The following is a 22046-nucleotide window of genomic DNA, read 5'->3' as shown; positions in this document are numbered from 1 at the left end:
CCATCTCCAGATCTCAAGGTCGCCTGGCCAGGCGACCTGTTCCCCATTGACCTGATCCTACGGCATCGCGCTCAAAGCGGCGAACTTCATTCAGTAAAGGGTTTCCCATGGCTCACTATCCAGACATCCTGCTTCATATCGACGGCGCCTGGCGGCCGGCGCGTTCCGGCAAGACCATTCCCGTCATCGACCCGGCCAACGAGGAAACGATCGGCCAGGTGGCCTGGGCCGAAGTGGAAGACCTCAATGAGGCGCTTGCGGCCGCCGAGAAGGGCTTCAAGACGTGGCGGGCAACCTCCGCCTTCGACCGCGCCCAGGTGATGCGGTCGGCAGCCGCCCTGCTGCGCGAACGGGCCGGCGACATCGCCTTTCTGATGACGCGCGAGCAAGGCAAACCGCTTGCCCAGTCGAAGGGCGAGATCCTTGGCGCCGCCGACATCATCGAGTGGTTCGCCGAGGAGGGAAAGCGGGCCTACGGCCAGATCATTCCGCCGCGCGCACCCGATGTCACCCAGATGACCGTCAAGCTGCCGGTCGGTCCGGTTGCCGCCTTCACGCCCTGGAACTTCCCGATCAACCAGGTGGTGCGCAAGCTGTCGGCGGCGCTGACCACCGGATGCTCGATCATCGTTAAGGCGCCCGAGGAAACACCGGCGTCGCCGGCCGAACTCATCCGCTGCTTCGTCGATGCCGGGCTTCCGGCCGGCGTCGTCAACCTTGTCTACGGCGTGCCCTCGGTCATCTCGGAATACCTGATCGCCCATCCGGTGATCCGCAAGATGTCGTTTACCGGCTCGACCCCGGTCGGCAAGATGCTGGCGGCCCTCGCCGGCCAGCACATGAAGCGCGCGACGATGGAACTGGGCGGGCATGCGCCTGTCATCGTCACTGATGATGCCGATGTCGAACGCGCCGTCGCCATCATGTCCGCCAGCAAGTACCGCAATGCCGGCCAGGTCTGCGTGTCACCGACCCGCTTCCTCGTGCAGGAGCGCGTCGCCGATCAGTTCCTCGACGGCTTCGTCGCCGCCTCGAAGACGATCAAGGTCGGCAACGGTCTCGAAGCCGGCGTCGACATGGGGCCGCTTGCCAACGAGCGGCGCATCCCGGCGATCGAAAGCCTGGTTGCCGACGCGCTCGAGCATGGCGCCCGATTGGCGACCGGCGGCCATCGCATCGGCAACCGCGGCTACTTCTTCGAGCCGACGGTTCTGGCGGACGTGCCGCTTTCCGCCCGGATCATGAACGACGAGCCGTTCGGTCCGGTCTCGATCATCAATCGCTTCCATGATCTCGACGAGGCGATCAACGAGGCCAATCGTCTGCCCTTCGGTCTTGCGGCCTATGCCTTCACCGGATCGGAGCGCAGCGCCCACCGCCTGGCAAGCGAGGTCGAAAGCGGAATGATTTCGATCAACCATCTGGGCCTGGCGCTCCCCGAAGTCCCCTTCGGCGGCATCAAGGATTCCGGCTACGGCACCGAGGGCGGATCCGAGGCCATCGAGGCCTATCTGGAAACACGCTTCGTCACGCGAAAGAGCGTCTGACGCCGCGGCAGGCAACTGCCTCGCGACCGAGAAGCAACAGGGGACGGCGCCCGATGGCGCCGTCCCCTGCTTAAAATGCGTTGCTGATCCAGTCCTCATGCCCATGACGGACGCGAACGACGAGGATGTCGCCGTCCGCCTCGACCCGGTAGACGACCAGATGCGCCTTGAACGGATGGATGCGCATCGGCGGCGACAGCTCCGTGCGTTCGCGCGCCATGCGCGGGTTGGCGGCAATCAAGGCGAATACGGCGAAGAGTTCATCGTGATATCGCCGCGCCTGGGCGGAGCCGAAAAGGCGCACCCCATCTGCGGCGATCGCGATGATGTCTTCTTCTGCCGCGACGGAAAGCCGAAACGCCATTATCCGCGCGGCACTTCAGCGCGCGTAAGCGCCGCGGAAAAGAGCTCGTCCTTGGAGCGGGACCCGACGCCGCTCTTCAGACCGTCGTCGACAAAGCGTTGCATCACCGCAACCTTGTCATTTCGCTCCTGATCCCTGCGGATGAGGTCGCGCACATAATCGCTGGCGTTGGCATAACGGCCCGTGCGCGTTTGCGCTTCCACCCAATCCTTCATCGGGTCGGGCAAGGATACGTTCATCGTCGCCATGTCGGTCTCCATTTCCTGCAGGCAAGCATGGCATACTTTGGCAAAGTTTGTCAAATCAGCAAGCCCAGGCTGCCGGTTTTCGCCCCGCACAGCCCCGCATCCTGCTACGCTCGTGCAGACTATCGTGCGGTGCATCGGAGGCGCCGGTCCGGTCTGATCGCCAAGGCGGTTGACTATCGGCATGCCAGCCTTTCTGAATGCCGTCGGCACTACTAAACGTCGGATTGCAATCAGGCCGCAAGAATGACTGAGACGCTTCATCGAAATGCAATGGCAGCAACGGGGTCCGCCCTTTCCGAGCCGGAAAAGAACGTCATCATCGGCGGCGTTCTTCTCTCCATGCTTCTGGCAGCACTCGACCAGACGATCGTGGCGCCGGCGATGCCGACCATCGGCAAGGCGCTGGGACATAGCGACTATCTGCCGTGGGTCGTGACCGGCTACCTGCTGACCGCGACGGCAATGGCGCCGCTTTACGGCAAGATCTCGGATATCTACGGACGGCGGCCGACGATCTTTGCGGCCATCATCATTTTCCTTGCGGGATCGCTTATAAGCGCGCTGGCGCCCAACATGCTGACACTGATCGTAGGCCGTGCGGTGCAGGGTCTTGGTGGCGGCGGCCTGTTTGCGCTGGCGCAGACCGTCATCGGCGATCTCGTACCGCCCAAGGAACGGGCGCGTTACGCCGCCTGGATATCGGGAACCTGGGCGGTCGCGAGCATCGCCGGGCCGCTGCTCGGCGGCACCTTCGCCGAGCATCTGCACTGGTCGCTGATCTTCTGGATCAACATCCCGCTGGGGCTGGTGGCGATGGCGATCATCAACAAGCCCCTGAGGAAGCTGCCGACCGTCGCCCGCGCGCATCGTATCGACGGGGCCGGAGCCCTATTGCTCGTCGCTGCGACTTCGCTATTGCTGCTTGCGCTCAACTGGGGCGGCAGCCGCTACCCATGGCTTTCCGCCGTCATACTCGGCTTGCTTGGCGTTTCCGTCGTGCTCTGGTTCGCCTTTGCCATGCGGCTGCGCAGGGCGAGCGAACCGCTGATCTCGCTGGAAGTGCTTGCCAATCCCATAGTGCGCTACGGAACGCTCGCGATGTTTCTGGCGCAGGGCGCCAATGTCGGGCTCTCGGTCTATATCCCGGTCTATGCGCAAACGTTCCATGGCCTGTCGGCCAGCAGTTCGGGCGTGGTGATGCTCGGCCTGCTGCTTGGGACCGTCTGTGGAGCGACGACCAGCGGGCGGACGATACCGCGCATCGTTCACTATAAGAGGATGGCGCTGGTCGGCGGCGCGCTGGCCTTCCTTTGCCTGGCGGCCCTTGCTGCTCTCGCCGGTCGGACCTCGCTCGTCGTCCTCGAAATGCTGACATTCGCCGCCGGTTTCGGCTCGGGCATGACCTTTCCGGTGGCGACGATTTCGGTTCAGAACGCCGTCGACCAGGCGCATCTTGGCGTCGCCACCGGTGTTCTGACGTTCCTGCGATCGCTCGGTGGCGCCCTCGGCGTCGCGGCATTCGGCGCGATCGCTCTTGGCAACGGACTGCCGCTTGCTGGCGAAGGGGTGGAACCGCTCGGCACGACGGTTACGTCGGCCGTGCCCTTCACCTATATCTTCATCGCGAGCGCCGCAGCGATGGCGGCGGCGCTCGTCTTCTTTCATCTCATGCCGGAAAAACCACTGCGAGGCCGTGACGAAAATCCCGTCGCCGCAGTCGTTGAATAGCTGACCGCGCCGGCGCCGGCGCGGTCATGAACGGCATGCAGTTCGCGGGCTTAGAACTCCGCCTTCAGCGAGGCGTAGAAAGTACGGCCCGGGCCGGGCTGCTGCACCAGGCTCAAGGGATCGACATAATAGGCGTCGGTCAGGTTCTCGATGTGGAAGCTCGCCGTCAGGGTCTCGTTGATCCGGTACTCGGCGAACGCGTCCACCAGCGTATAGGGCTTCCAGTCGATCAGCGAGATGAACTGGGAAGCGCCCTGCGCGGTCACGTCGCCATGACCGATCGCGCGCGATCCTGTGCGAGAAATCCGCCCGCCAACCGTCAAGGCGTCGTCGAGGAATGTCTGCGATAGCGTCAGCGCGACCGTGTATTCCGGCGGCACCTGGTTGGTGGCGTAGTCGGCATAGAGCGACTTGTGTCCGCAAGTGGTCGCCGTTCGGCAAAACTCGACGTCGGTGTAGTAGTTGGCGGCGAGCTCGGCGGTAAAGCCGCCGCGTTCATAACGACCGGACAGTTCTATGCCCTGGAAGTGCGCGCCGGCAATGTTGTGAATGCGCATGCCGGAGATCCCGCGCGGATCGGTATACCATTCGCGCGAGATGTAGTTGTCGACATTCCAGTCGAAGAAGCCGAGCTTCATCATCGCCTGGTCGTCGGCCGAAAATACGCCTTCGTGCCTCAGGTTGGTGCCCACCTCCCAATTGCTCGACCGTTCCGGCCGCAGGTTGGAATTGATGTTCATGGTGAAGGCCGAAACGCCCTCGAAGATGCTCGGCGAGCGCAGTGCATTCGAGTAGTTCACATAAAATTGAGTGCCGTCGAAGGGCTCCAACGTCACGCCCACCGAGGGGCTGAAGCCGCCGTCGCTGAGGGCCGTGTCGTAGGTGTAGCCCGGTCGAGCCTGTTCGGGGGCATTTCGATCCTCGGTCCAGTAGTGCTGGTAGCGCAGGCCACCATTGATCGTCAGCCAATCGGTGGCTTTCCAGGCAGCCTTGGTGAAGGCCGCCGCCTCCTGCCGCGTGCCATCGCGAAGGTCGAGCCAGGTCTCCAGTTCCGGTGTGAACTTGCTCGGTCGCGTATCCTCGCTCAGGAACGACAGGCCGTAGGTCAGGTCGAGCGCGCCGTAGTTGGTCGACAAGACCGACGTGTTTGCGACATCGGCGCCCCACATGAAGGTGTCGGAGCCGGTGCGGAAATCGGCCGGCAGGCCGAAATCTCCGGGCTGCGGATAGAGCACGCCGCTCCGCCGGGGATTGCGCAGCTCCAGCCGCGTGGCCCAGAGATTGGCCTTGAGATCGATGAGGTCGTTGTCGTCAGGCTTCCAGCCGTATCGAAGCGTGCCGGCATCGACCTTCGTTCCCGCCGTCTGGCCCTGCTGCATCGCCTGACCCCGATCCGAGGTCAGGCGCGACGCCAGGAGGTCGCCGGCCTCGCTGCGAAAACCATTGTAGCCGAACTGCAGGCTGTGACCGTTCTCGAAGCGAACTGTGCCCTTGGCGAGATAGGACTTTGTCTGGAGCTGGGTGTTCAGCACCTCCTCGCCGGCGCGGTAGTTGGCGATGCCAATATTGTCGATATAGTCTTTCCAGCCCCGGGCGGGCGGCAGGCATACGCCGCTCTCATAGCAGAAGGGTCGCGGTCCCATGCTGACCGGTACTGCCGAGGGTCCGTTGGTGCCCGCGTGATAGTTGCCCTGTCGGCGATAGGCGTAACCGGCAAGGAGGTCGACGTTTTCTTCCTGCATCGCACCGACGATGCTGCCCGAGCCGCTGGTCGGATCGAAGAACGAGGGGCGGTCCATTCCGTCGCTTTTTGCCGTTGCGACCGGAGGCGCCCAGGTGCCCCCCGGCCAGGCATAACCCGCCGTGGTGCCGGCAGGCGGCGGCGTGGATGTGTTAGTGCCGAAGCCGCCTTTGACCCGAAGACCGAATGTGTGCCCCTCCTTCACGATGTCGCCGGCGTCCAGCGTGCGCATCGCCACCGTGCCGGCGATACCGCTCGATGCGACGTCCGAACCCTTGGTGATATCGACGCCCCCCAGGAAATCCGGATCGACGAAGGTCCGGTTGGAGATGCCCTGATAGCCCTGATAGACCGTGGCCGAATTGCTGGCTCCGTCGACGGTGACGGCAACGCGGCCCATGCCCTGCATGCCGCGGATGTTGACGTCGACGGCGCCGGCGCCGTTGCGCGCTTCGCCGGAAAGCACGCCCGGCGTGCCGCGGAAAATGTCGGCCGGGCTCGAGCCTCGGAAGCGGTCGATATTTTCTTGCGAGATGTAGGCGGTCGGCGCAGCCGTTTCATAGGGCGCATCCACCGGATTGATGATGCCGCCGCCGGCGACGATCGGCGCAAGCATCGTCTCGCCGTTGGCCGCACCGACCGCGTGCGCACCGGAAACGCGCTCGGTGATCGTGACGGTCCCGCCGTTCAGGCTATAGGAGAGGCCGCTGCCGGACAAAAGCTGCGAGAGCGCCTCAGGCAAGTCTCAGCCCCGACTGCCGCGCAAATGCCGTAAGCGCCGCGGTCAGGGACTGCGCCGGTATGTCGAAGGTGGTGGCGCCGGAACGGGCAGACCGTTCCTGTTGTGCCAGAGCCGGCATTGCCGTTTGAAGTGAACCGACCGCCGTGGTTGCGACCACGACCGCGCCAAGAAGTTTGTTTCGCCCCGTTTGTCTGGACATCTGATCCCTATTCCCATGCTTTGAGCGAGGGATCGTTCTTCCTGCTGGCAGGACACATCCCTCAAAAGCCGAGACGAGGCGTCACCCAAAAACCCGCAACGATGTTCGAAAAAAAATGAAACCGGCTAGACCGCCGAGATCAATGTCACGAAGCGCGTCATGCGCGTGACCCGGATCGGCAGGCCGGACGCAAGTGCTGAAAGCGAGGCGTCAGGGGTTCTGAGATCCAGTACCGCGCTGACCAGCGTCGACTTCAAGCGGTCGTGGCTGAAGACGATCCAGCCGCCGTGATAGCGGCTAAGGGCAGCGACGACGTCGCCGAGCCTGCGGTTTTCGGCGACATACATGCCGGACTGCCATGCAAGTGCGATTGCCGGATCCTGCACGACAGGGTTACCGATGGCGCCGTCACCCCCGACCGACACGCGCTCTCCCTCGGCGATCGTAACGCCCATGAGGTCCCCGCCTGCCATTGGCGATACGCGAACGGAATGGCGGGTGACGGCGATGCCGAGCGAACCATCGGCGGCATTGGCGTCCACGTCGAAGGCGGTTCCAAGGGCCTTGACGATGGTTTCACCTGAGGCAACCTGAAAGGGTCGTGCGTCCGCCGCCACGTCGAAGAATGCCTGGCCTTCCTTCAGAACCACCCGGCGCGCCCGTTCGTCGAAATCCACGTCCATCGCAGTGCGCGCGTTGAGGACCACCCGTGACCCGTCGGGCAGGTCGATCGAACGCGTCTCTGCCGGGGTGGTCGCATAGTCGGAGCCGAGGATGCGCAGCCAGGGGCGCGAAGCGGCAAGCCCGCCTCCCAGAACAGCGATGCCGACCGCACCGGTTAGAAGACGGCGGCGCGAAAGGAGTGCGGTGTAGCGGCCGGGATAGACGAGACCGGTGCGGCGATCGCGGCGCAGGTGTGCCGCATCGTCCCACAAGGCTTCCGCTTCGACCGCCGCCGCCTCGTGCTCGGCACTTTGTCCGCGCCACGCATCATAGGCGCGTTGGTCCTCGCTGGTCGCCTCGCCGGAATGCAGCCGGACGACCCAGGCGAGCGCCGCGTCGGAGATGTCCCTTGCGGGACATCCGATGCCGCACGCCAATACGTGTCTCTTATACTCATGTTTTAGAGCCCGACAAGCGCCTTTGCGCGAAAACGCGGGGATTGGATCGCCGGCACCGAACCCCGGATGGTTCCGGGCAGTCGGTACCGGCGGCATTTATTGCTGATCAGAAGAAAATCGATCCAGGCTCTGTTTCAAACGGCCTGTTCGAAGTCTGTCGAAACGGAAACCGTGTGCCACTGGGCAAGAAGATCGCGATCCGAAGCGTGCTTGGCCTCGATCGCAGCCACCGTGTCGCTGCCAAGCGGAAGCCGGACCGGCGGCTGCTCCGCATCGACGAACGCGATCAGTACGTCCGCAAGCCTGTCGGGGTTGCCCGGCTGGTTGTGGCTGATCTCCTTCGCCTTGCTGCGGACGGCACCTGCGGTCTCCGCATAGTCGCTGATCTCGATCGGGCTGACGCTCAGTGATGTCGAGTCGAGAAAATCCGTGCGGAAATAACCGGGCTCGATCGCCGTCGCGTAGATTCCGAGGGGCGCGAGTTCCGCCGCCAAAGCCTCGGTCAGTCCCTCGACGGCAAACTTCGTCGAGCAGTAAACGCCGAAACCGGGTCCGCTGCGGTAGCCGCCGACGGATGAGAAGTTGAGGATCCGCCCATGGCGTTGGCGACGCATGTGCGGCAGCACCGCGCGGGTCACGGCCAGAAGTCCGAAGACGTTGGTCCGATAGAGCGCTTCAATCTCGGGACCTGTCGCTTCCTCGACCGCGCCCAGGAGACCGTAGCCGGCGTTGTTGACCAGGATGTCGATGCGCCCGAAGCGCGCGATCGCCTGGCCCACAGCCTGATGCGCCTGGGCCTCGTCAGTGACGTCGAGCGCGACGGCCAGGAGATTGGGATGATCCCCGAAGCGGTCCGCGATCGCCCTGGGATTGCGCGCCGTCGCGACCACCTGATCACCCTTCGCCAGGGCCTTTTCAACGATAAGAGCACCAAATCCACGGGATGCGCCAGTGATGAACCACGTATGCATGTGAACCTCCGGTTTGTTTCGCCGCTCCATCGTCGGCGGCTGGGAAGGTTGTACTGCGAGACGTCTGCTGAGATAATCGACTGGATTCTTGTTGAGTTGTTGAGTCGTATTCATCAATGCGAACCATATCGCCGTCCGACCTGTCGCCTTTCCTTGCGCTCGCCCGCCACCAGAGCTTCCGCCGTGCCGCCGACGAGATCGGCTGCACGCCGTCCGCACTCAGCCACGCCTTGAAGGCGCTTGAGGAGCGCCTGGACCTTAGGCTCTTCAACCGGACCACCCGCAGCGTTGCGCTGACCGAGGCGGGAGAACTTCTGCTCGCCCGCGTGGCGCCCGCCTTCCGCGACATCGAGGACGCCCTTGACGATCTCAACAATTTCCGGGGAGCGCCGATCGGACGGTTGAGGTTCAACACGGCGCGCGCTTCGGCAAAAATGGTTCTCCTGCCAATCGTTGCGCGGTTTCTCGAAAGTCATCCGAAGGTCAACATCGAGATCGTCGTCGATAACGACCTTGTCGACATGGTGTCGGAGGGTTTCGATGCGGGTGTTCGCTTTGGCGAGATCGTCGCGCAGGACATGATCGCCGTCCCGATCGGTCCGCGCCAGCGTACCGCGATCGTGGCAACACCTTCCTTCTTCGAGCGCCACGCAAGGCCGACTGCTCCCGAGCATCTGAAGGCGCTGTCCTGCATCGGACTGCGCTTCGGCAGCGGAAGGCTCTATGCCTGGGAGTTCGAGCGCGGCGGTGTCGAAGTTCAGGTCGAGGTGACCGGTGCCCTGATCGTCGATGACCAGGACATGATGGTCGACGCGGCCCTTCTCGGCGCGGGGATCGCCTTTGCCTTCGAGGACCAGGTGCGCGCGCTCATCGACGAGGGCAAGCTGGTCCGCGTCCTTGAAGACTGGTGCCCCTATTATGGTGGCTTCTATCTCTATTATCCGAGCCGACGCCAGATGCCGGCGGCTCTCAGGGCATTCGTCGATTTCGCCAGGGTCTGGGACAAGTCAACGCCTTGAGCCGGAACAGCGTAAGCGATCGTCGGGCCTGCTCGCTGCCCCCCCCCCCCGCCTTTCCGCGTAATGTCCGTGCAACCTCGCGTTTACAATCGTCTCGGCAAGGTTTTACTGACATCGGTCTATGCCGCCTCAATAAAAGCGTCAGCCGAACGGCGTTGCCGGTCCAACAACAGGTGCGGATAGTGTAGCTCTGGCCACGGTCTCTCAAGCAACGTCTCATTGCACACTTGCTGGTTCTGCAGCTGGCGGTGCTTCTTGCGTTCGGCCTATCGTTCGTCACGCGGCTCGTCGTCGCTGACGAAGGCGGCGCGCTCGTCAGTCCCGCCCCGGTCGAGACGGCGTTCCGCGCGATCAAGCGGAGTGCCAGCGGCAAGCTCGAACTCGCTGACACCGCGGAACTGGCACGCGTTCGTCGCGAGCAACCGCATTTCTGGTTCATCGCGCGCAGCGACGGGGGCGAGATCGTTCAGTCCGGCGACGTACCGGAGATCTACCGCGGCATGACCGTGGCCCTCGACCGAATGACCTATTCGGACATCCGCGACGACGGCCCGCCATCGAACTATCTCGCCGTCATCCGGCGCATGACAAACGAGGAAGGCAGCTTCACCGTATTCGGACAGGGAACGCTTCTGAGCCAACCTTCGCTCATCCTCTCGTTCTCACGCCTGTTCGTCGCGCCGATGCTGGTGCTGCTCGCGCTCGTCACGATCTTCGCGGTGCCCCGCATCGTCAACCGGGCGATCCGGGGCATCTCCGATCTCGCCCGCGAAACGGATGAGATCAACATTACGCACCGGAGCCACCGGCTGGCCGAAACGGCGGTTCCGAGCGAGGTCCACCCGCTCGTGCGCGGCATCAACAGCGCCCTTCACCGGCTCGATCAATCCTATGGCCAACATCAGCGCTTCATTCTCGACGCCGCCCATGAGCTGCGGACGCCTGTGGCCATTCTTCAGGCGCGGCTCGACTTGCTCGCCTCAGGGCCGGAGCGCGACCGGTTGATCTCCGACTGCGAGAGGATTTCAGCGCTTGCCGAGCAGTTGCTCGATCTGCAACGGCTGGAAGCCGACGCCAGGCCCTTCACCGCCGTGGACCTCGTCGCGCTCTGCCGCAACGTCGTTGCCGACCTTGCGCCGCTCGCCATCGACGAAGGCTACGACCTGTCGTTTGAACAAAACACCGAGCAGTCGCTGATACAGGGCGACGCAGTCTCGCTCGAACGGGCGGTTACCAATCTCGTCCAGAACGCGATCGAGCATGCCGGGAACCAGGGCGTGATCGTCGTACGGGTCGAGCCGGACGGCGTGATCGAAGTCAGCGACGACGGCCCGGGCATCCCGGAGGCGGAACGCGAGCGCGTCTTCGAGGCTTTTTACCGCCTCAAGCCGCGCGAACGTGGCGCTGGTCTCGGCCTCAATCTCGTTCTGCAGATCGCGCAGCGACACAAAGGCCGCGTGAGCATCCTGACCTCACAGAGCGGCGGTGCCTGCTTCCGGCTGGCCTTTGAGAACGGACGCATCTGAGCTGCAATCCGTAGTACCCCCAACAGGCAAGTGTGAGCGTAGTCCGAGTACTAGTCGCCCGGAAAGCGGCCGAAATGGGCCTTTTCGGCGGAAAAAAATCGATCCAGGATCTATTTCGGCGGTTGGAAAGCAAAATTTAACCATACTTCTCCATCTTTTGTCCATCAGTCGTCAAGAAGGGGACAATCCAGAAATCGCGCAGCGGCGTTCGCTCGCCGGGCTGAGAGCCTTTGTGAGATTTTCTGGCTTGATTTGCGTTGTTGAGTAAGATCATTCGCCCACAGTCTTTGCACCGTCTGTTGCGCCCATTGCTGATCACTTGCTGCGGCACCGCTCTCGTCGGCGCGGCTGCGTGGTCGCTTGTCGGCATGGCCGCGATCGGCAGTTCCTACGCGCATGGTTCCGGCCGCCTGCTGCCGAAGCCGCAGCTGCATTTGGCCGAGACGACCAAAGAGCGCGCCTGGGACAAGCACGCCAGAACCAACCAGGCGACGCGGCTCGTGGCCGCCGCCGCGGCGCAGCCCGTCATGGTCGCAAGCCTCGCTCCCAGCGAGGCGAGGTTCGGGCACGATGCCCTGTTCCCGATAGATGCGGAAACGATCGGCAAGAGCGCCCGGATTGCAGCCGCGGTGAAAAAGGCTGTTCTCTCGTCCGAGAAAGTCGCGAGCATCCCCGTTCCCGCTACCCAGGTTCACCATCAGATCGCCACGGTAAAGCTCCCGGCGCCAGAACGCTTCGCGCCGGTGGCGTCTGTTGCCATTGCCAAGAACCCGGTCCAGCTCGCCTACGCCACCCCCTCACAGAGCCACGTGGAAGGCAGCGCCTTTTCGGCTCTGTTGACGGCGCCGTCCGAGGACGATCTCGCCGAACAACCGGACCAGGACCAGGCTGAAGACACGGCCGCCCTGCCGAGCCATGAGGACACGCCCTCGGTCGGTCCCATGCCGCAATTCCGCCCCCGCACCGCGCAAGCGGAAAAGCCGCCCGCCGAAGACGAAAAGCCTGCGACCAAGCAGGCGGAAGACGCAGCGGTGAAAAAGGAAGAAGAGACAGCCAAGGCAGACGCGGACGAAGCGCCGAAGAAGCAGAAACTTGCCTATGCACGGCCGGAAGATCCGACCGAGAACAGTGCCGGCACCGGTTTCGGCCAGGCGTTGCGTAACATGTTTGGCGGCGGAGCGAAGGCCGGCAACGGCGTCGCCGTCTACGACATCACCGCTGCCAAGGTCTATATGCCTGACGGCAGTGTGCTCGAGGCGCATTCCGGTATCGGCAAGATGGCCGACAACCCGCGCTACGTCGACGTCAAAATGACCGGACCGACCCCGCCGCACACCTACAATCTCAGGATGCGCGAAACGCGTTTCCACGGGGTCGAGGCAATCCGCATGCTGCCGGTCGACGGAAGGAACAAGCACGGCCGCGACGGTTTCCTGACGCATAGCTACCTGCTGCGCGGCAAGCGCGCGGAATCCCATGGCTGCGTCGCCTTCGCCGACTATCCGCGTTTCCTGACCGCCTTCAAGCAGGGCAAGGTCAAGCAGATCGTCGTGGTGCCGAGCGGCGGACGCGCGGCCGGCATGCGCCTGGCACAGAACGGCCGGAACTCCTGAGCGGAGCCGGCCAACGGTTGGATCGCAGGCAGCGGACGGTAAAGGTCTTTCGCTGACGAGGAACGGGCACTAAGATCCGGCCCTCGACAGGAGCGAGAACGAAGAGGACCGGGAGCCCGTCATGTGCCGAAACATCAAACCCCTGTTCAATTTCGAGCCGCCGGCGACGAACGCCGAGATCCATGACGCTGCGCTGCAGTTCGTGCGCAAGCTAAGCGGAACGAGCAAGCCGTCCAAGCGGAACGAAGCGGCGTTCGAGCACGCGGTCAATTCGATTGCGGCATGCGCGCAAGAACTGCTCGATGCGCTCGAGACGTCACAGCCCCCACGCAACCGGGAAGAAGAAGCAGCCAAGGCGCGCGCTCGGTCCGCCCTCCGCTTCGCCTGACGGCGGCAAGAGGCTGGCCGCGCGCTCAGCCTAAATCGCAAATACCGTTGCCCGCCGCAGCGTCACGTAACCGGTGTCGCCGGCCTTCACGATCCGCTCCGGCTCCAGGTCCAACTCCAGCGGCACGCCACGCTCGGTCGTCGCGACCACCCGGCGGCCGCCAGGGCGATCCATCACCCGGCTGATATTGGCCGCGATACCCGGGCCTCCCGCCGCCCAGTCGAGATCGACCGGCCGGGCGTAAAGCTCGGCCTTGCCGTCGGCGATCCCTGCGGCATCGATGACCGCGCCATCGGCATAGGCCCGACCATCGCGCACCTCGGCGGGAAGCATGTTGGCATCGCCGAGGAACTTCATGACGAAGGCCGATTTCGGCTCGCGGCAGACCTCCTCCGGCGTCCCCTGTTGAACGATATGGCCATCCTTCAGGATCACCACGCGGTCGGCGAGATCGAGCGCCTCTTCCTGGTCGTGCGTGACGAAGAGCGTGGTGATGCCGAGCTCACTATGGATTTCGCGCAGCCAGCGTCGCAGCTCACGCCGGACATTGGCATCAAGCGCGCCGAAAGGCTCGTCCAGCAGCAGCACCTTTGGATCGACGGCAAGCGCGCGGGCAAGTGCGACGCGCTGGCGCTGACCGCCGGAGATCTGCGCCGGAAACCGTTCGCCGAGCCCTTCGAGGCGAACCAGGCGCAACAGTTCCGCGACCCGCGCATGGATGGCCGCCTTGTCGCGCTTGACCTTCGAGACCTCCATGCCGAAGGCAGATGTTCTGCGCCACGGTCATATGCGGGAAAAGCGCGTAGTGCTGGAACACGAAGCCGACGCCGCGATCGCGCACCGGGATGTCGGTCGCATCCTGGTCGCCGAAATAGATGTGACCGCCATCGGCGAATTCGAGGCCGGCAACCATGCGCAATATCGTCGTCTTGCCAGAACCGGAGGGCCCAAGCAGCGCGACGAGCTCGCCGCTTTCGATCTCCAGGGAGACGTCCTTGACGGCACGGAAGGTTTGGAAAGTCTTGACGACGTGGTCAAGGCGGATCTTCATGATGCATTCTCCGCGGAATTGGCAACTGGGCGGACGCGGCCCGCCCCTTGGCGCTCCAGAGCGACCTTGGCGATGATGGTAAAGACGGCGATGAGCGCCAGAATGGACGCCGACGCAAAAGCGCCCGCCGCCTGATAGTCGTGATAGAGCAGCTCGATATGGAGCGGCAGGGTGTTGGTCTGGCCACGGATGTTACCAGAGACGACCGATACCGCGCCGAACTCGCCCATCACGCGCGCATTACAAAGGACGACGCCGTAGAGCAGCGCCCACTTGATGTTGGGCAACGTCACCGAAAAGAAGGTGCGGAAGCCGGAAGCGCCGAGGGAAACGGCCGCCTCTTCGAGATCGCGCCCCTGGGCCTGCATCAGCGGAATGAGCTCCCGGGCGACAAACGGCGCGGTGACGAACATCGAGGCGAGCACGATGCCTGGAATGGCAAACAGGATCTTGATGCCATAGGCATCAAGTGTCGGACCAAACAGGCCCTGCAGCCCGTAGACGAAGAGATAGGCAACACCCGCGACGATCGGTGAAACCGAGAACGGGATCTCGATCACCACCAACAGGAAGCCCTTGCCGCGGAAATCGAATTTGGTGATCGCCCAGGCGGCGGCCACGCCGAAGGCGGTGTTGATGGGTACGGCGATCAGCGCCGCAAGCACGGTCAGCATGATCGCATGGCGCGTGTCGGGATGCAGGATCGTGTCGCGATAGACCTGCCAGCCTTTGGCAAAGGCTTCGACACCGATGATCAGCAGCGGCGCGAGAATGAGGAATGCGCCGATGATCAGCACGATACCGATAAGGGCGCGGCGGAACACGGGGCCGTCACCGACCCGCGGCAGCGTGCGTACGGTCTTTTTGAAACTCATGGTCAAGACCTCCGCGTGTAGCGCAGCGCCCGCGCCTGCAGCCAGTTGGTTACCGCGAGCATGAGGAAGGCCGTGAGCAGCAGGACGGACGCGATCGCCGCCGCTGCCTGATAGTCGTATTCCTCAAGCCGGATGAAGATCAGCAGCGCGGTGATCTCGGTCGACATCGGCTGGTTGCCGGCGATGAAGATGATCGCGCCGAATTCGCCGAGCGAGCGGGCGAAGGACAAAGAGACGCCGGCGAGAAGCGCCGGTGTCAGCAGCGGCAGAATGACCTTGCGGAAGATCGCGAGGTCCGAGCCGCCAAGCGACTGGGCTGCCTCCTCCAGCGCCGGATCGAGATCCTCCAGTACCGGTTGCACCGTGCGCACGATGAAGGGCAGCGAGGTGAAGCACATGGCGATCATGATGCCGATAGGCGTATAGGCAACCTTGATGCCGTAGTCTTCGAGGATTGAGCCAAACACGCCGTTGGTCGTGAAAAGTGCGGTCAGCGAAATGCCGGCAACGGCCGTCGGCAAGGCAAACGGCAGGTCGACCATGGCATCGACGATGCGGCGCCCCGGAAAGCGGTAGCGCACCAGCACCCAGGCGAACGCCAGGCCGAAGAAGAGATTGAAGAGCGTCGCGCCAAGGGCGGCCGTCACGGTGACGCGATAGCTTGCGAGTGCCCGCGGCGACGAGACGATCTGCCAGTAGTCGAGAGGGCCGAGGCTTGCGGCCTTGAACACGAGGGCTGCCAGCGGCAGAACGACGATCAGGCTCACATAGAGCAGCGTCACCCCCAGCGACAGGCGTAACCCGGGCAGGACATTGCGTCTCAAGCGTTCATTTCCTTGTCATGTCATGGTGAAACCCGGCAGACGGTTCGTCTGCCGGGCTGACTGAATGCGAGTTTAAAGAGCGATCAGCGGCTGCCGTAGAGCTTGTCCAGAATGCCGTCGGAAGCGAAGTGCTCTGCCTGGATCTTGCTCCAGCCGCCAAAGACGTCATCGACATTGACGAGGCGAATGTCGGGGAACTGTTCCTTGAATTCCCCGGCAACCTTTTCGTTGCGGACGCGGTGGCCGAACTCGGCGGCGATGCGCTGGCCTTCCTCGGTATAGAGGAAATCGAGATAGGTCTTGGCGAGCGCCTGAGTGCCGTGCTTCTCGGCGACCTTGTCGACGACCGCGACCGGGAACTCGGCGAGCAGGCTGACCGACGGGATGACGGCCTCGACCCTGTCGGCGCCATACTGCTTGGCGATGCTGCGGGTCTCTGCCTCGAAGGTGATCAGGACGTCGCCGGTTTCGCGCTCGACGAAGGTGGTCGTCGAGGCGCGGCCGCCGGTGTCGAACACCGGAACGTTGTCGAAGATCTTGGTAATGTAGGCTTCGATCTTCGCCTCGTCGCCTTCATAGGCCTCCTTGGCCCAGGCATAGGCCGCCAGATAGGTGTAGCGCGCATTGCCCGACGTTTTCGGATTGGGGAAGACAGCGTGAACATCGTCACGGGCGAGATCGGACCAGTCCTTGATGTTCTTCGGATTGCCCTTGCGCACCAGGAAGGACGGGAAGGAATAGAAAGGCGAGGCATTGTTCGGGAATGCCTTTGCCCAGTCCTTGGAGACAAAGCCGTTCTTGGCCAGGAACTCGATATCGGTGGTCTGGTTGAAGGTCACGACATCGGCTTCCAGACCTTCGAGGATCGAGCGGGCCTGCTTGGACGTACCGGCATGCGACTGGTCGATGGTCACACCCGGATGCTGCTTGATGAAGGCCTCGTTCTCGGCAACGAAGAGTTCGCGCGAAACGTCGTAGGAGGCGTTGAGAAGCTTCGTCGGCTCCTGTGCCAGCGCAGGGGTCACAAAGTGCGCGACAAGGGTGGCGCCGAGGATGAGGAGGCGTTTCATGCGGTTCTCCGGTGTTGATGCTGACCCAGAACCTATCGGCAGGCGTGTGGGAGCGCGAGGGAACGCGGACCCTGGTTGTGCCAAGCCTTAGAAATTTCGTCTCGTTTCCGCTCAGTTTCGCGGAGTTTTTGCCTCAGCTTTCCCAAGGCAACCAATAGCTTACAGTCAGGGCTTATTCAGCACGCGCCACACGTCGATATGGTCGGCCCGTTGACGATAGAACACGAGGTATGGGTACCTCTTCAGACCGACACTTCGCCAATGAGGGAGCGCCAGTTCGTAGGCAAAGCGCAACGAACCGGATTCCGGACGCGCAACAATCAACGCGTAGGCAGCCTGAAACGCGTCGCCAAAAGCGTGAGCGACGTCAGCCCCAGCCTACGTTGCATAACACTCGATCGCCGCCTCGACGTCGCTGCTGGCCGGTTGACGCGAAATGACCGGCTTGTTGCTCACTTGGCCGATCGACCACTAACCCGGTCACGCAAATCGGCGAAGTAGCCAGCGTCGGTCGGGTCGGCTTGTGCGGAAGAGGCACCATCGAGCAATAGCCGACGCAGATTGAGCCAGTCCTGATCCCGGCGGATCAACTCCCGGATAGACTCGCTGCTCGTACCATAACCTCGCCGGGCGACCTGCTCGTCGACGAAGCTTTTGAGAGAGTCCGGGAGGGAAATGTTCATGGTGTTCATGGGTGGCAGAATAGCGCATTCGGCAAAAACTGGCATGAATGGTGATCTTTAACACCAGAGCCGATCGCCTTACGCGGGGAACCTCTCGGCCGCAGCAATATGACAATCGGGGACTAGATACATCCTTAGCGCTTTGACTAGATAGGCGTTCAAGGCAGGGTTGGCGATTCGATGACGATATACTTCAAGGCAGGAATTTCCGATGAAATGGCGCTCGGGATGATCGAGCGTTGTTTCTCCGATGCGAACGACTATGACGGCTATCTCGACATTTTTGCCGACTACACCGAAAAGACCGTCTCGTGGAGCAAGGGCAGATCCGTCGAGGAGTTCAAGGACCAGATCACCGAGGCGCTGCGCGCGGCCTGGGAAGCTTCGCCCTTCTGGCAGGTCTATGAGCGCCGCGAAGAGCGGGACGACGCCGGCACCAACGAAATTCGAAGGGCAGCGATCGCCCTGACCCGCACCTATGGCGGCGTGGTCGTGATCACGCTCAGCCTGCTTGGAAGGCGCAGCAGCGCAAATGACCTCGAGCTGGTGTTCGTCTGCTTCCAGGAAGATGCGCAACGCCGGAATTTCCGCGTGCGTTATGACGGGAAGTTCATTCCGTCCTTGAACGCCTGACGCCCCTACCCTGGGCCATGGAGTCGAAGGGCGATGACAACCGAATATGATGCCGATGACGCCTTCGCCCTGATCGTTGCAAGTTACCGCCAGGTGACCGGCAAGGAGCTGGTCGACCATCCGTTCGACGGCCGCTGGCTCTACGAGAGCGCACCCTTTGCGCTTTTGGCGCACGACCGGTCGGAGGACCCGCGTTTCTTCTACGCGAACAAAACCGCCCAGGCCTGCTTCGGCTACAGTTGGCAGGAGTTCATCGGCATGCCGTCGCGCCTCTCGGCCGAGGCGCCGAACCGCGAGGAACGGCAGCGTCTTTTAGACAGCGTCTCCACCAAGGGCTTCATCGACAGCTATCGCGGCCTTCGGATCGCCAAATCCGGACGCCGCTTCTGGATCGAGAACGCCATCGTCTGGCAATTGGTGCGCGCCAACGGCGAACATGCCGGCCAGGCCGCCATGTTCCACAGCTGGAAGGATTTGTAAGCGCGCTGCCCAAGGCGGAGGGTGTGCTCCTGTCTGCTTCCTCTCAATTCAACAGCCGGACCAGTGCCAAAGCGACGCCGGGCGACAGCGTGATGATCGCCAATCGGATGAGGTCGGCAATGACGAAGGGCATGACGCCACGATAGGTCTCAACGATCGGAACGTCGGTCGCCAGCTTGTTGATGATGAAGACGTTGAGGCCGATCGGCGGGGCGGAAAGACCGATGCCGACGACGATGAGCACGAGAATGCCGAACCAGATGGCAACGTCCTCGGTCGGCATGCCCAAGTCCAGCGTCAGGATGATCGGAATGAAGACCGGCAACGTCAGCAGGATCATCGCCAGTTCATCCATGACGGCGCCGAGCACCAAATAGGTGACGAGCATGCCGCAGATGACGACATAGGGCGGCAGGCCCGACTGTCCGACCATTGAAGCCAGCGTCGCCGGCATCTGCGTTAGCGCCAGAAACGCGCCAAAGACCTCGGCGCCGAGCAGGATCAGGAAGATCATCCCGCTCGTTTCAGCCGTCTGCAGCAGCGCGTTTTTCAGGGCGCCAAGGCTCAGGGTCCGTTGCAGCAGCCCCACCAGCAGCGTTACGGCGGCACCCACCGCGGCACCTTCCGTCGGTGTGAACACTTCGCCATAGATGCCGCCGACCACCGTGACGGCAACCGCCGCCGCGGGCACGATCGCAAAGTCCGCAGCCAGCAGCAGCAGGCCGAATATCGCCAGCAATACGCCCCCTACCGTCCCGAGCGAGCCGAGCAGCCAGCCGATCGCGCCACCGGCAAAGATGATCAGCCCTACGGGCCTCGCCCAGAAAGGACGGGGGGTTCGAACCGCCTCGGTCGCTGTGACCGGCGGCGCGAGATCGGGTTTGCGCCGGACGACGACGGCGATCGCGATCAGATAGAAGGCGGCCGCCAGCAGCCCCGGCACCAGGGCGGCCTGAAACAGCTTGGCGATGTTCTGCTCGGCGGTGATCGCATAGATCACCAGGATGACGGATGGGGGAATGAGGATGCCGAGCGTGCCACCAGCGGCAATCGTCCCGGTGCCAAGACCGACATCGACGCGCGCCCGGCGCAGTTCCGGCAGGGCCGCACGCCCGAAGGTCGCCGTGGTTGCGACCGACGAGCCGCAGATCGCGCCGAATCCGGTGCAGGCGGCGATGACCGCCATTGGCATTCCGCCCTTGAACCGTCCGAAGCCTCGCTCGGCGACGCGAAAGAGCGTTGCGGCGATGCCCGATTGCTCGGCAAGCGCGCCCATCAGGATGAAGAGCGGTATGACCGAAAGCGTGTAGCTGGCAAACTGGCTGTAGGTGTTGGTCTGCAGATAGTAGACCAGCGCATGCGGGCCAGAGAGATAGGCATAACCGGCAGCGCCCACCGCAAGCATGGCAAGGGCGATCGGCATCCGGATGGCGATCAAGAGCAGCATGGCTGCGAATCCGACGAAGGCAATGGCAAAACCGCTCATCGGCCGCCTCCGATTTTCAAGAGGGAAACGGAAACTCCGATGACGGCTGCGAGCGCCGCCAGCGCCGCACAGGTCAGATAGACTGGCCAGATCGGCCAGGGCAGCTGGATCAGCGTCGTCCCGTATCCCCTCGCCTCCAGGCCACCAGTAAACAGACCCCAGGCAAAAAACGCCAGGCAGCCGGCCAAAAGCAGGTCCCAAAGGCCGTCGATGACCCGCGTGACGCGTGCGGGGAGAGCCAACGTGAAGGTATCGACGGCAATATGGCCGTTGCGGGCCTGTGTGTATGCGAGAAAGGAGAAGGCGGCGACGCCGACCGCCACTTCCACTAGCTCGTAGTCGGCCGGCACCGGCCGATTGAACAGCCATCGGCCCAGCACGCTGACGGTGACCAATCCCGCCGCAAGGCAAAGAAGCGTGCCGCCGATCAGTGCCAAACCGGCCGCGAGGCGTTCGACTTCCCTGCGGCGCGGCACCCTCACCGCGTCCTCGTATCCTACGTCTTCCATTGTTGAGGCCTCGTGCTGTTGGTTCATGCAGCGGCGCGTTCAGGCGCCACGTTCAGGCGCCACGTTCAGGCGAGTACGGCCGGCAGTACGCTCAGGCGCCCGAATATTTCTGCACAAGCGCCTGCGCCGTGGCGATCAGCGCCTTGCCGTCGAGGTCCTTGGCCTTCATGTCCTCGATCCACTTGTCGTGGACGGGTCTGGTTGCCTCCACCCACTTCGCCTTTTCGTCCTCGCTGATCGTGCTGATTGTTCCTTCTCCGGATGTCTCGATTGCCGCGCGCACTTCGGCACCGACGCTGTCCCACATCTCGCCCGCCTTCTTGGCGAAGGCCATGCCGCTGTTGGCGTCCAGCACGTCCTTGAGGTCGGCCGGCAACCCGTCGTACTTGCCCTTGTTCATCGCCAGGAAGAAGGTTGCGGTATAGAGCGTCGGCGAGCCCGGGATTTCGGTATGGAACTTGGTGAGCTCGTTCACCTTGATCGAGGGAACCACTTCCCACGGGAGCACGCAGCCGCCGATCGACCGCTGGGCCAGTGCTTCGGGCACCTGCGGAATGGGCATGCCGACCGGCGTCGCCCCCAGTGCCGCCAGCGCCTCACCGGCAAGGCGCGTCGGATTGCGAAGCTTCAGCCCGGCGAGGTCCGCTCCGGTCTTCACTTCCTTATTGGTGTGGATCAGGCCCTGATCATGCGCCCAGAAGCACAAGAGCTGGGTATCGCCAGTTTCCTCCAGTACGTGCGTCTGGCCATATTCCTGGCAGGCTTGCGCGTTGACGGTCGCCTCCTTGGCGGCGACGAATGGCAGTTCGAACACTTCCGTGGACGGGAAACGTCCGGGCGTGTTGCCGGGTAAGGTCCAGACGATATCGACGACGCCGTTCGACGCCTGATCGTAGAGCTGCGGCGGCTTTCCGCCGAGTTGCATGGCCGGGAAGATGTCGACCTTCAGCGCACCGCCGCTTTGTTCTGCCAGCAATTTCGCCCATGGCGTCAACAGCCGCTGATGAACGTTGGATGCCGGCGGCAGGAAATGGTGCAGCTTTAGCGTGACTGTTTCCTGGGCGCGCGCCGCACCGATTTTCAGAACGAAGGGCGCTGCAAGCAGAGCGCCGCCGGTCTTCATCAAATTCCGTCTGCTCAGTTTCATAGGTTCCTCCCTGTCGACCCCACATTCACGCGCGGCGAACATCGCATGCACGCACCTGATCCTTCACGGCCCATGAAGGTT

Annotated in this window: 20 protein-coding genes and 2 pseudogenes; 8 read left to right on the top strand and 14 right to left on the bottom strand. The window is 63.1% G+C overall.

The annotated features are described in order from the left end of the window. The first annotated feature begins 107 nt into the window (after positions 1–107). Positions 108–1547, top strand: coding sequence for an NAD-dependent succinate-semialdehyde dehydrogenase (locus OVA00_RS36845; protein WP_034805416.1), 1440 nt, complete (start codon positions 108–110; stop codon positions 1545–1547). Positions 1548–1617: 70 nt separating this feature from the next. On the opposite strand, the gene OVA00_RS36840 is transcribed toward OVA00_RS36845, so the two are convergent. Beyond that, the gene (locus tag OVA00_RS36840; RefSeq protein WP_034798189.1) at positions 1618–1911 is read right to left on the bottom strand and encodes a type II toxin-antitoxin system RelE/ParE family toxin; all 294 of its coding nucleotides are present in this window, start codon (positions 1909–1911) and stop codon (positions 1618–1620) included. After that, on the bottom strand, positions 1911–2159 hold the full coding sequence (locus tag OVA00_RS36835) for a type II toxin-antitoxin system ParD family antitoxin (RefSeq protein WP_034798187.1): 249 nt from the start codon (positions 2157–2159) through the stop codon (positions 1911–1913). The genes OVA00_RS36840 and OVA00_RS36835 overlap by 1 nt, the downstream gene beginning before the upstream one ends. Before the next feature lie 270 nt (positions 2160–2429). On the opposite strand from OVA00_RS36835, the gene OVA00_RS36830 reads away from it, so the two are divergent. Next, positions 2430–3887 carry an MDR family MFS transporter gene (locus tag OVA00_RS36830; RefSeq protein ID WP_268090850.1) on the top strand — a complete coding sequence of 486 codons (1458 nt, stop codon included), beginning with the start codon at positions 2430–2432 and terminating at the stop codon, positions 3885–3887. 50 nt (positions 3888–3937) lie between these two features. Here the strand turns inward: OVA00_RS36830 and OVA00_RS36825 are convergent, their stop codons facing one another. The 3 genes from OVA00_RS36825 to OVA00_RS36815 form a co-directional block, all read right to left on the bottom strand. Further along, entirely contained in the window at positions 3938–6370 is a 2433-nt protein-coding gene (locus OVA00_RS36825; RefSeq protein ID WP_268090849.1) for a TonB-dependent receptor domain-containing protein, read from the bottom strand. A 324-nt stretch (positions 6371–6694) separates the two neighbouring features. Continuing rightward, a complete protein-coding gene (locus OVA00_RS36820; protein WP_268090848.1) occupies positions 6695–7669 on the bottom strand; it encodes a FecR family protein in 975 nt (324 codons plus the stop codon). A gap of 155 nt (positions 7670–7824) precedes the next feature. Beyond that, positions 7825–8661: an oxidoreductase gene (locus OVA00_RS36815; protein WP_060530560.1), complete on the bottom strand. Its 837-nt coding sequence runs from the start codon at positions 8659–8661 to the stop codon at positions 7825–7827. A gap of 116 nt (positions 8662–8777) precedes the next feature. Between OVA00_RS36815 and OVA00_RS36810 the strand changes: the two genes are divergently transcribed. The 4 genes from OVA00_RS36810 to OVA00_RS36795 all read left to right on the top strand — a co-directional run bounded on the left by OVA00_RS36810 (position 8778) and on the right by OVA00_RS36795 (position 13207). After that, positions 8778–9680, top strand: coding sequence for a LysR family transcriptional regulator (locus tag OVA00_RS36810; protein WP_034798177.1), 903 nt, complete (start codon positions 8778–8780; stop codon positions 9678–9680). Positions 9681–9907: 227 nt separating this feature from the next. After that, complete coding sequence (locus tag OVA00_RS36805) at positions 9908–11206, top strand: sensor histidine kinase (protein ID WP_268090847.1); 1299 nt, start codon at positions 9908–9910, stop codon at positions 11204–11206. A gap of 299 nt (positions 11207–11505) precedes the next feature. Beyond that, positions 11506–12819 (top strand): DUF2778 domain-containing protein, encoded by a 1314-nt coding sequence (locus OVA00_RS36800; protein WP_250806798.1) that lies wholly within the window; start codon positions 11506–11508, stop codon positions 12817–12819. Between the two features lie 121 nt (positions 12820–12940). After that, positions 12941–13207, top strand: a complete 267-nt coding sequence (locus OVA00_RS36795; RefSeq protein WP_034798165.1) for a DUF2277 domain-containing protein — start codon at positions 12941–12943, stop codon at positions 13205–13207. A 30-nt stretch (positions 13208–13237) separates the two neighbouring features. Here the strand turns inward: OVA00_RS36795 and OVA00_RS36790 are convergent. The 6 genes and pseudogenes from OVA00_RS36790 to OVA00_RS36765 all read right to left on the bottom strand — a co-directional run bounded on the left by OVA00_RS36790 (position 13238) and on the right by OVA00_RS36765 (position 17755). Beyond that, positions 13238–14258 (bottom strand): annotated as a pseudogene (locus OVA00_RS36790) (sulfate/molybdate ABC transporter ATP-binding protein). Then, the gene (gene cysW, locus OVA00_RS36785) at positions 14255–15133 is read right to left on the bottom strand and encodes a sulfate ABC transporter permease subunit CysW (RefSeq protein ID WP_034798161.1); all 879 of its coding nucleotides are present in this window, start codon (positions 15131–15133) and stop codon (positions 14255–14257) included. The pseudogene OVA00_RS36790 and the gene cysW overlap by 4 nt, the downstream one beginning before the upstream one ends. Positions 15134–15135: 2 nt before the next feature. Further along, on the bottom strand, positions 15136–15957 hold the full coding sequence (gene cysT, locus OVA00_RS36780; RefSeq protein ID WP_112772240.1) for a sulfate ABC transporter permease subunit CysT: 822 nt from the start codon (positions 15955–15957) through the stop codon (positions 15136–15138). Between the two features lie 83 nt (positions 15958–16040). Next, a complete protein-coding gene (cysP, locus tag OVA00_RS36775) occupies positions 16041–17027 on the bottom strand; it encodes a thiosulfate ABC transporter substrate-binding protein CysP (RefSeq protein WP_112772239.1) in 987 nt (328 codons plus the stop codon). 165 nt (positions 17028–17192) lie between these two features. Further along, positions 17193–17483 (bottom strand): annotated as a pseudogene (locus OVA00_RS36770) (type II toxin-antitoxin system RelE/ParE family toxin). Then, on the bottom strand, positions 17480–17755 hold the full coding sequence (locus tag OVA00_RS36765) for a ribbon-helix-helix domain-containing protein (protein WP_268090844.1): 276 nt from the start codon (positions 17753–17755) through the stop codon (positions 17480–17482). The pseudogene OVA00_RS36770 and the gene OVA00_RS36765 overlap by 4 nt, the downstream one beginning before the upstream one ends. Before the next feature lie 135 nt (positions 17756–17890). Here OVA00_RS36765 and OVA00_RS36760 point away from each other — a divergent pair, with 135 nt between their 5' ends. Continuing rightward, entirely contained in the window at positions 17891–18343 is a 453-nt protein-coding gene (locus tag OVA00_RS36760) for a hypothetical protein (protein WP_034798155.1), read from the top strand. A 33-nt stretch (positions 18344–18376) separates the two neighbouring features. Further along, positions 18377–18823 (top strand): MEKHLA domain-containing protein, encoded by a 447-nt coding sequence (locus tag OVA00_RS36755; protein WP_060643654.1) that lies wholly within the window; start codon positions 18377–18379, stop codon positions 18821–18823. Positions 18824–18866: 43 nt separating this feature from the next. On the opposite strand, the gene OVA00_RS36750 is transcribed toward OVA00_RS36755, so the two are convergent. The 3 genes from OVA00_RS36750 to OVA00_RS36740 form a co-directional block, all read right to left on the bottom strand. Beyond that, on the bottom strand, positions 18867–20309 hold the full coding sequence (locus tag OVA00_RS36750) for a TRAP transporter large permease (protein WP_060581410.1): 1443 nt from the start codon (positions 20307–20309) through the stop codon (positions 18867–18869). Next, positions 20306–20818, bottom strand: coding sequence for a TRAP transporter small permease (locus OVA00_RS36745; RefSeq protein WP_162253370.1), 513 nt, complete (start codon positions 20816–20818; stop codon positions 20306–20308). Before OVA00_RS36745 ends, OVA00_RS36750 begins: the two co-directional genes overlap by 4 nt. 91 nt (positions 20819–20909) lie before the next feature. Continuing rightward, positions 20910–21965 carry a TRAP transporter substrate-binding protein gene (locus tag OVA00_RS36740; RefSeq protein ID WP_268090841.1) on the bottom strand — a complete coding sequence of 352 codons (1056 nt, stop codon included), beginning with the start codon at positions 21963–21965 and terminating at the stop codon, positions 20910–20912. Positions 21966–22046 lie beyond the last annotated feature (81 nt).

It is taken from the genome of Ensifer sp. SL37, assembly GCF_026672675.1.
Taxonomy (GTDB): domain Bacteria; phylum Pseudomonadota; class Alphaproteobacteria; order Rhizobiales; family Rhizobiaceae; genus Ensifer; species Ensifer adhaerens.
Note: the sequence above shows the minus strand (reverse complement) of the source record. Positions and strands in the feature narration are given on the sequence as shown.

Coding starts and splice junctions, on each gene's coding strand:
- OVA00_RS36760 (WP_034798155.1), top strand. CDS start 17,891: ATGACGATATACTTCAAGGCAGGAATTTCCGATGAAATGGCGCTCGGG.
- OVA00_RS36795 (WP_034798165.1), top strand. CDS start 12,941: ATGTGCCGAAACATCAAACCCCTGTTCAATTTCGAGCCGCCGGCGACG.
- cysW (WP_034798161.1), bottom strand. CDS start 15,133: ATGAGTTTCAAAAAGACCGTACGCACGCTGCCGCGGGTCGGTGACGGC.
- OVA00_RS36810 (WP_034798177.1), top strand. CDS start 8,778: ATGCGAACCATATCGCCGTCCGACCTGTCGCCTTTCCTTGCGCTCGCC.
- OVA00_RS36745 (WP_162253370.1), bottom strand. CDS start 20,818: ATGGAAGACGTAGGATACGAGGACGCGGTGAGGGTGCCGCGCCGCAGG.
- OVA00_RS36750 (WP_060581410.1), bottom strand. CDS start 20,309: ATGAGCGGTTTTGCCATTGCCTTCGTCGGATTCGCAGCCATGCTGCTC.
- cysP (WP_112772239.1), bottom strand. CDS start 17,027: ATGAAACGCCTCCTCATCCTCGGCGCCACCCTTGTCGCGCACTTTGTG.
- OVA00_RS36765 (WP_268090844.1), bottom strand. CDS start 17,755: ATGCCAGTTTTTGCCGAATGCGCTATTCTGCCACCCATGAACACCATG.
- OVA00_RS36840 (WP_034798189.1), bottom strand. CDS start 1,911: ATGGCGTTTCGGCTTTCCGTCGCGGCAGAAGAAGACATCATCGCGATC.
- OVA00_RS36845 (WP_034805416.1), top strand. CDS start 108: ATGGCTCACTATCCAGACATCCTGCTTCATATCGACGGCGCCTGGCGG.
- OVA00_RS36755 (WP_060643654.1), top strand. CDS start 18,377: ATGACAACCGAATATGATGCCGATGACGCCTTCGCCCTGATCGTTGCA.
- OVA00_RS36835 (WP_034798187.1), bottom strand. CDS start 2,159: ATGGCGACGATGAACGTATCCTTGCCCGACCCGATGAAGGATTGGGTG.
- OVA00_RS36815 (WP_060530560.1), bottom strand. CDS start 8,661: ATGCATACGTGGTTCATCACTGGCGCATCCCGTGGATTTGGTGCTCTT.
- OVA00_RS36740 (WP_268090841.1), bottom strand. CDS start 21,965: ATGAAACTGAGCAGACGGAATTTGATGAAGACCGGCGGCGCTCTGCTT.
- OVA00_RS36830 (WP_268090850.1), top strand. CDS start 2,430: ATGGCAGCAACGGGGTCCGCCCTTTCCGAGCCGGAAAAGAACGTCATC.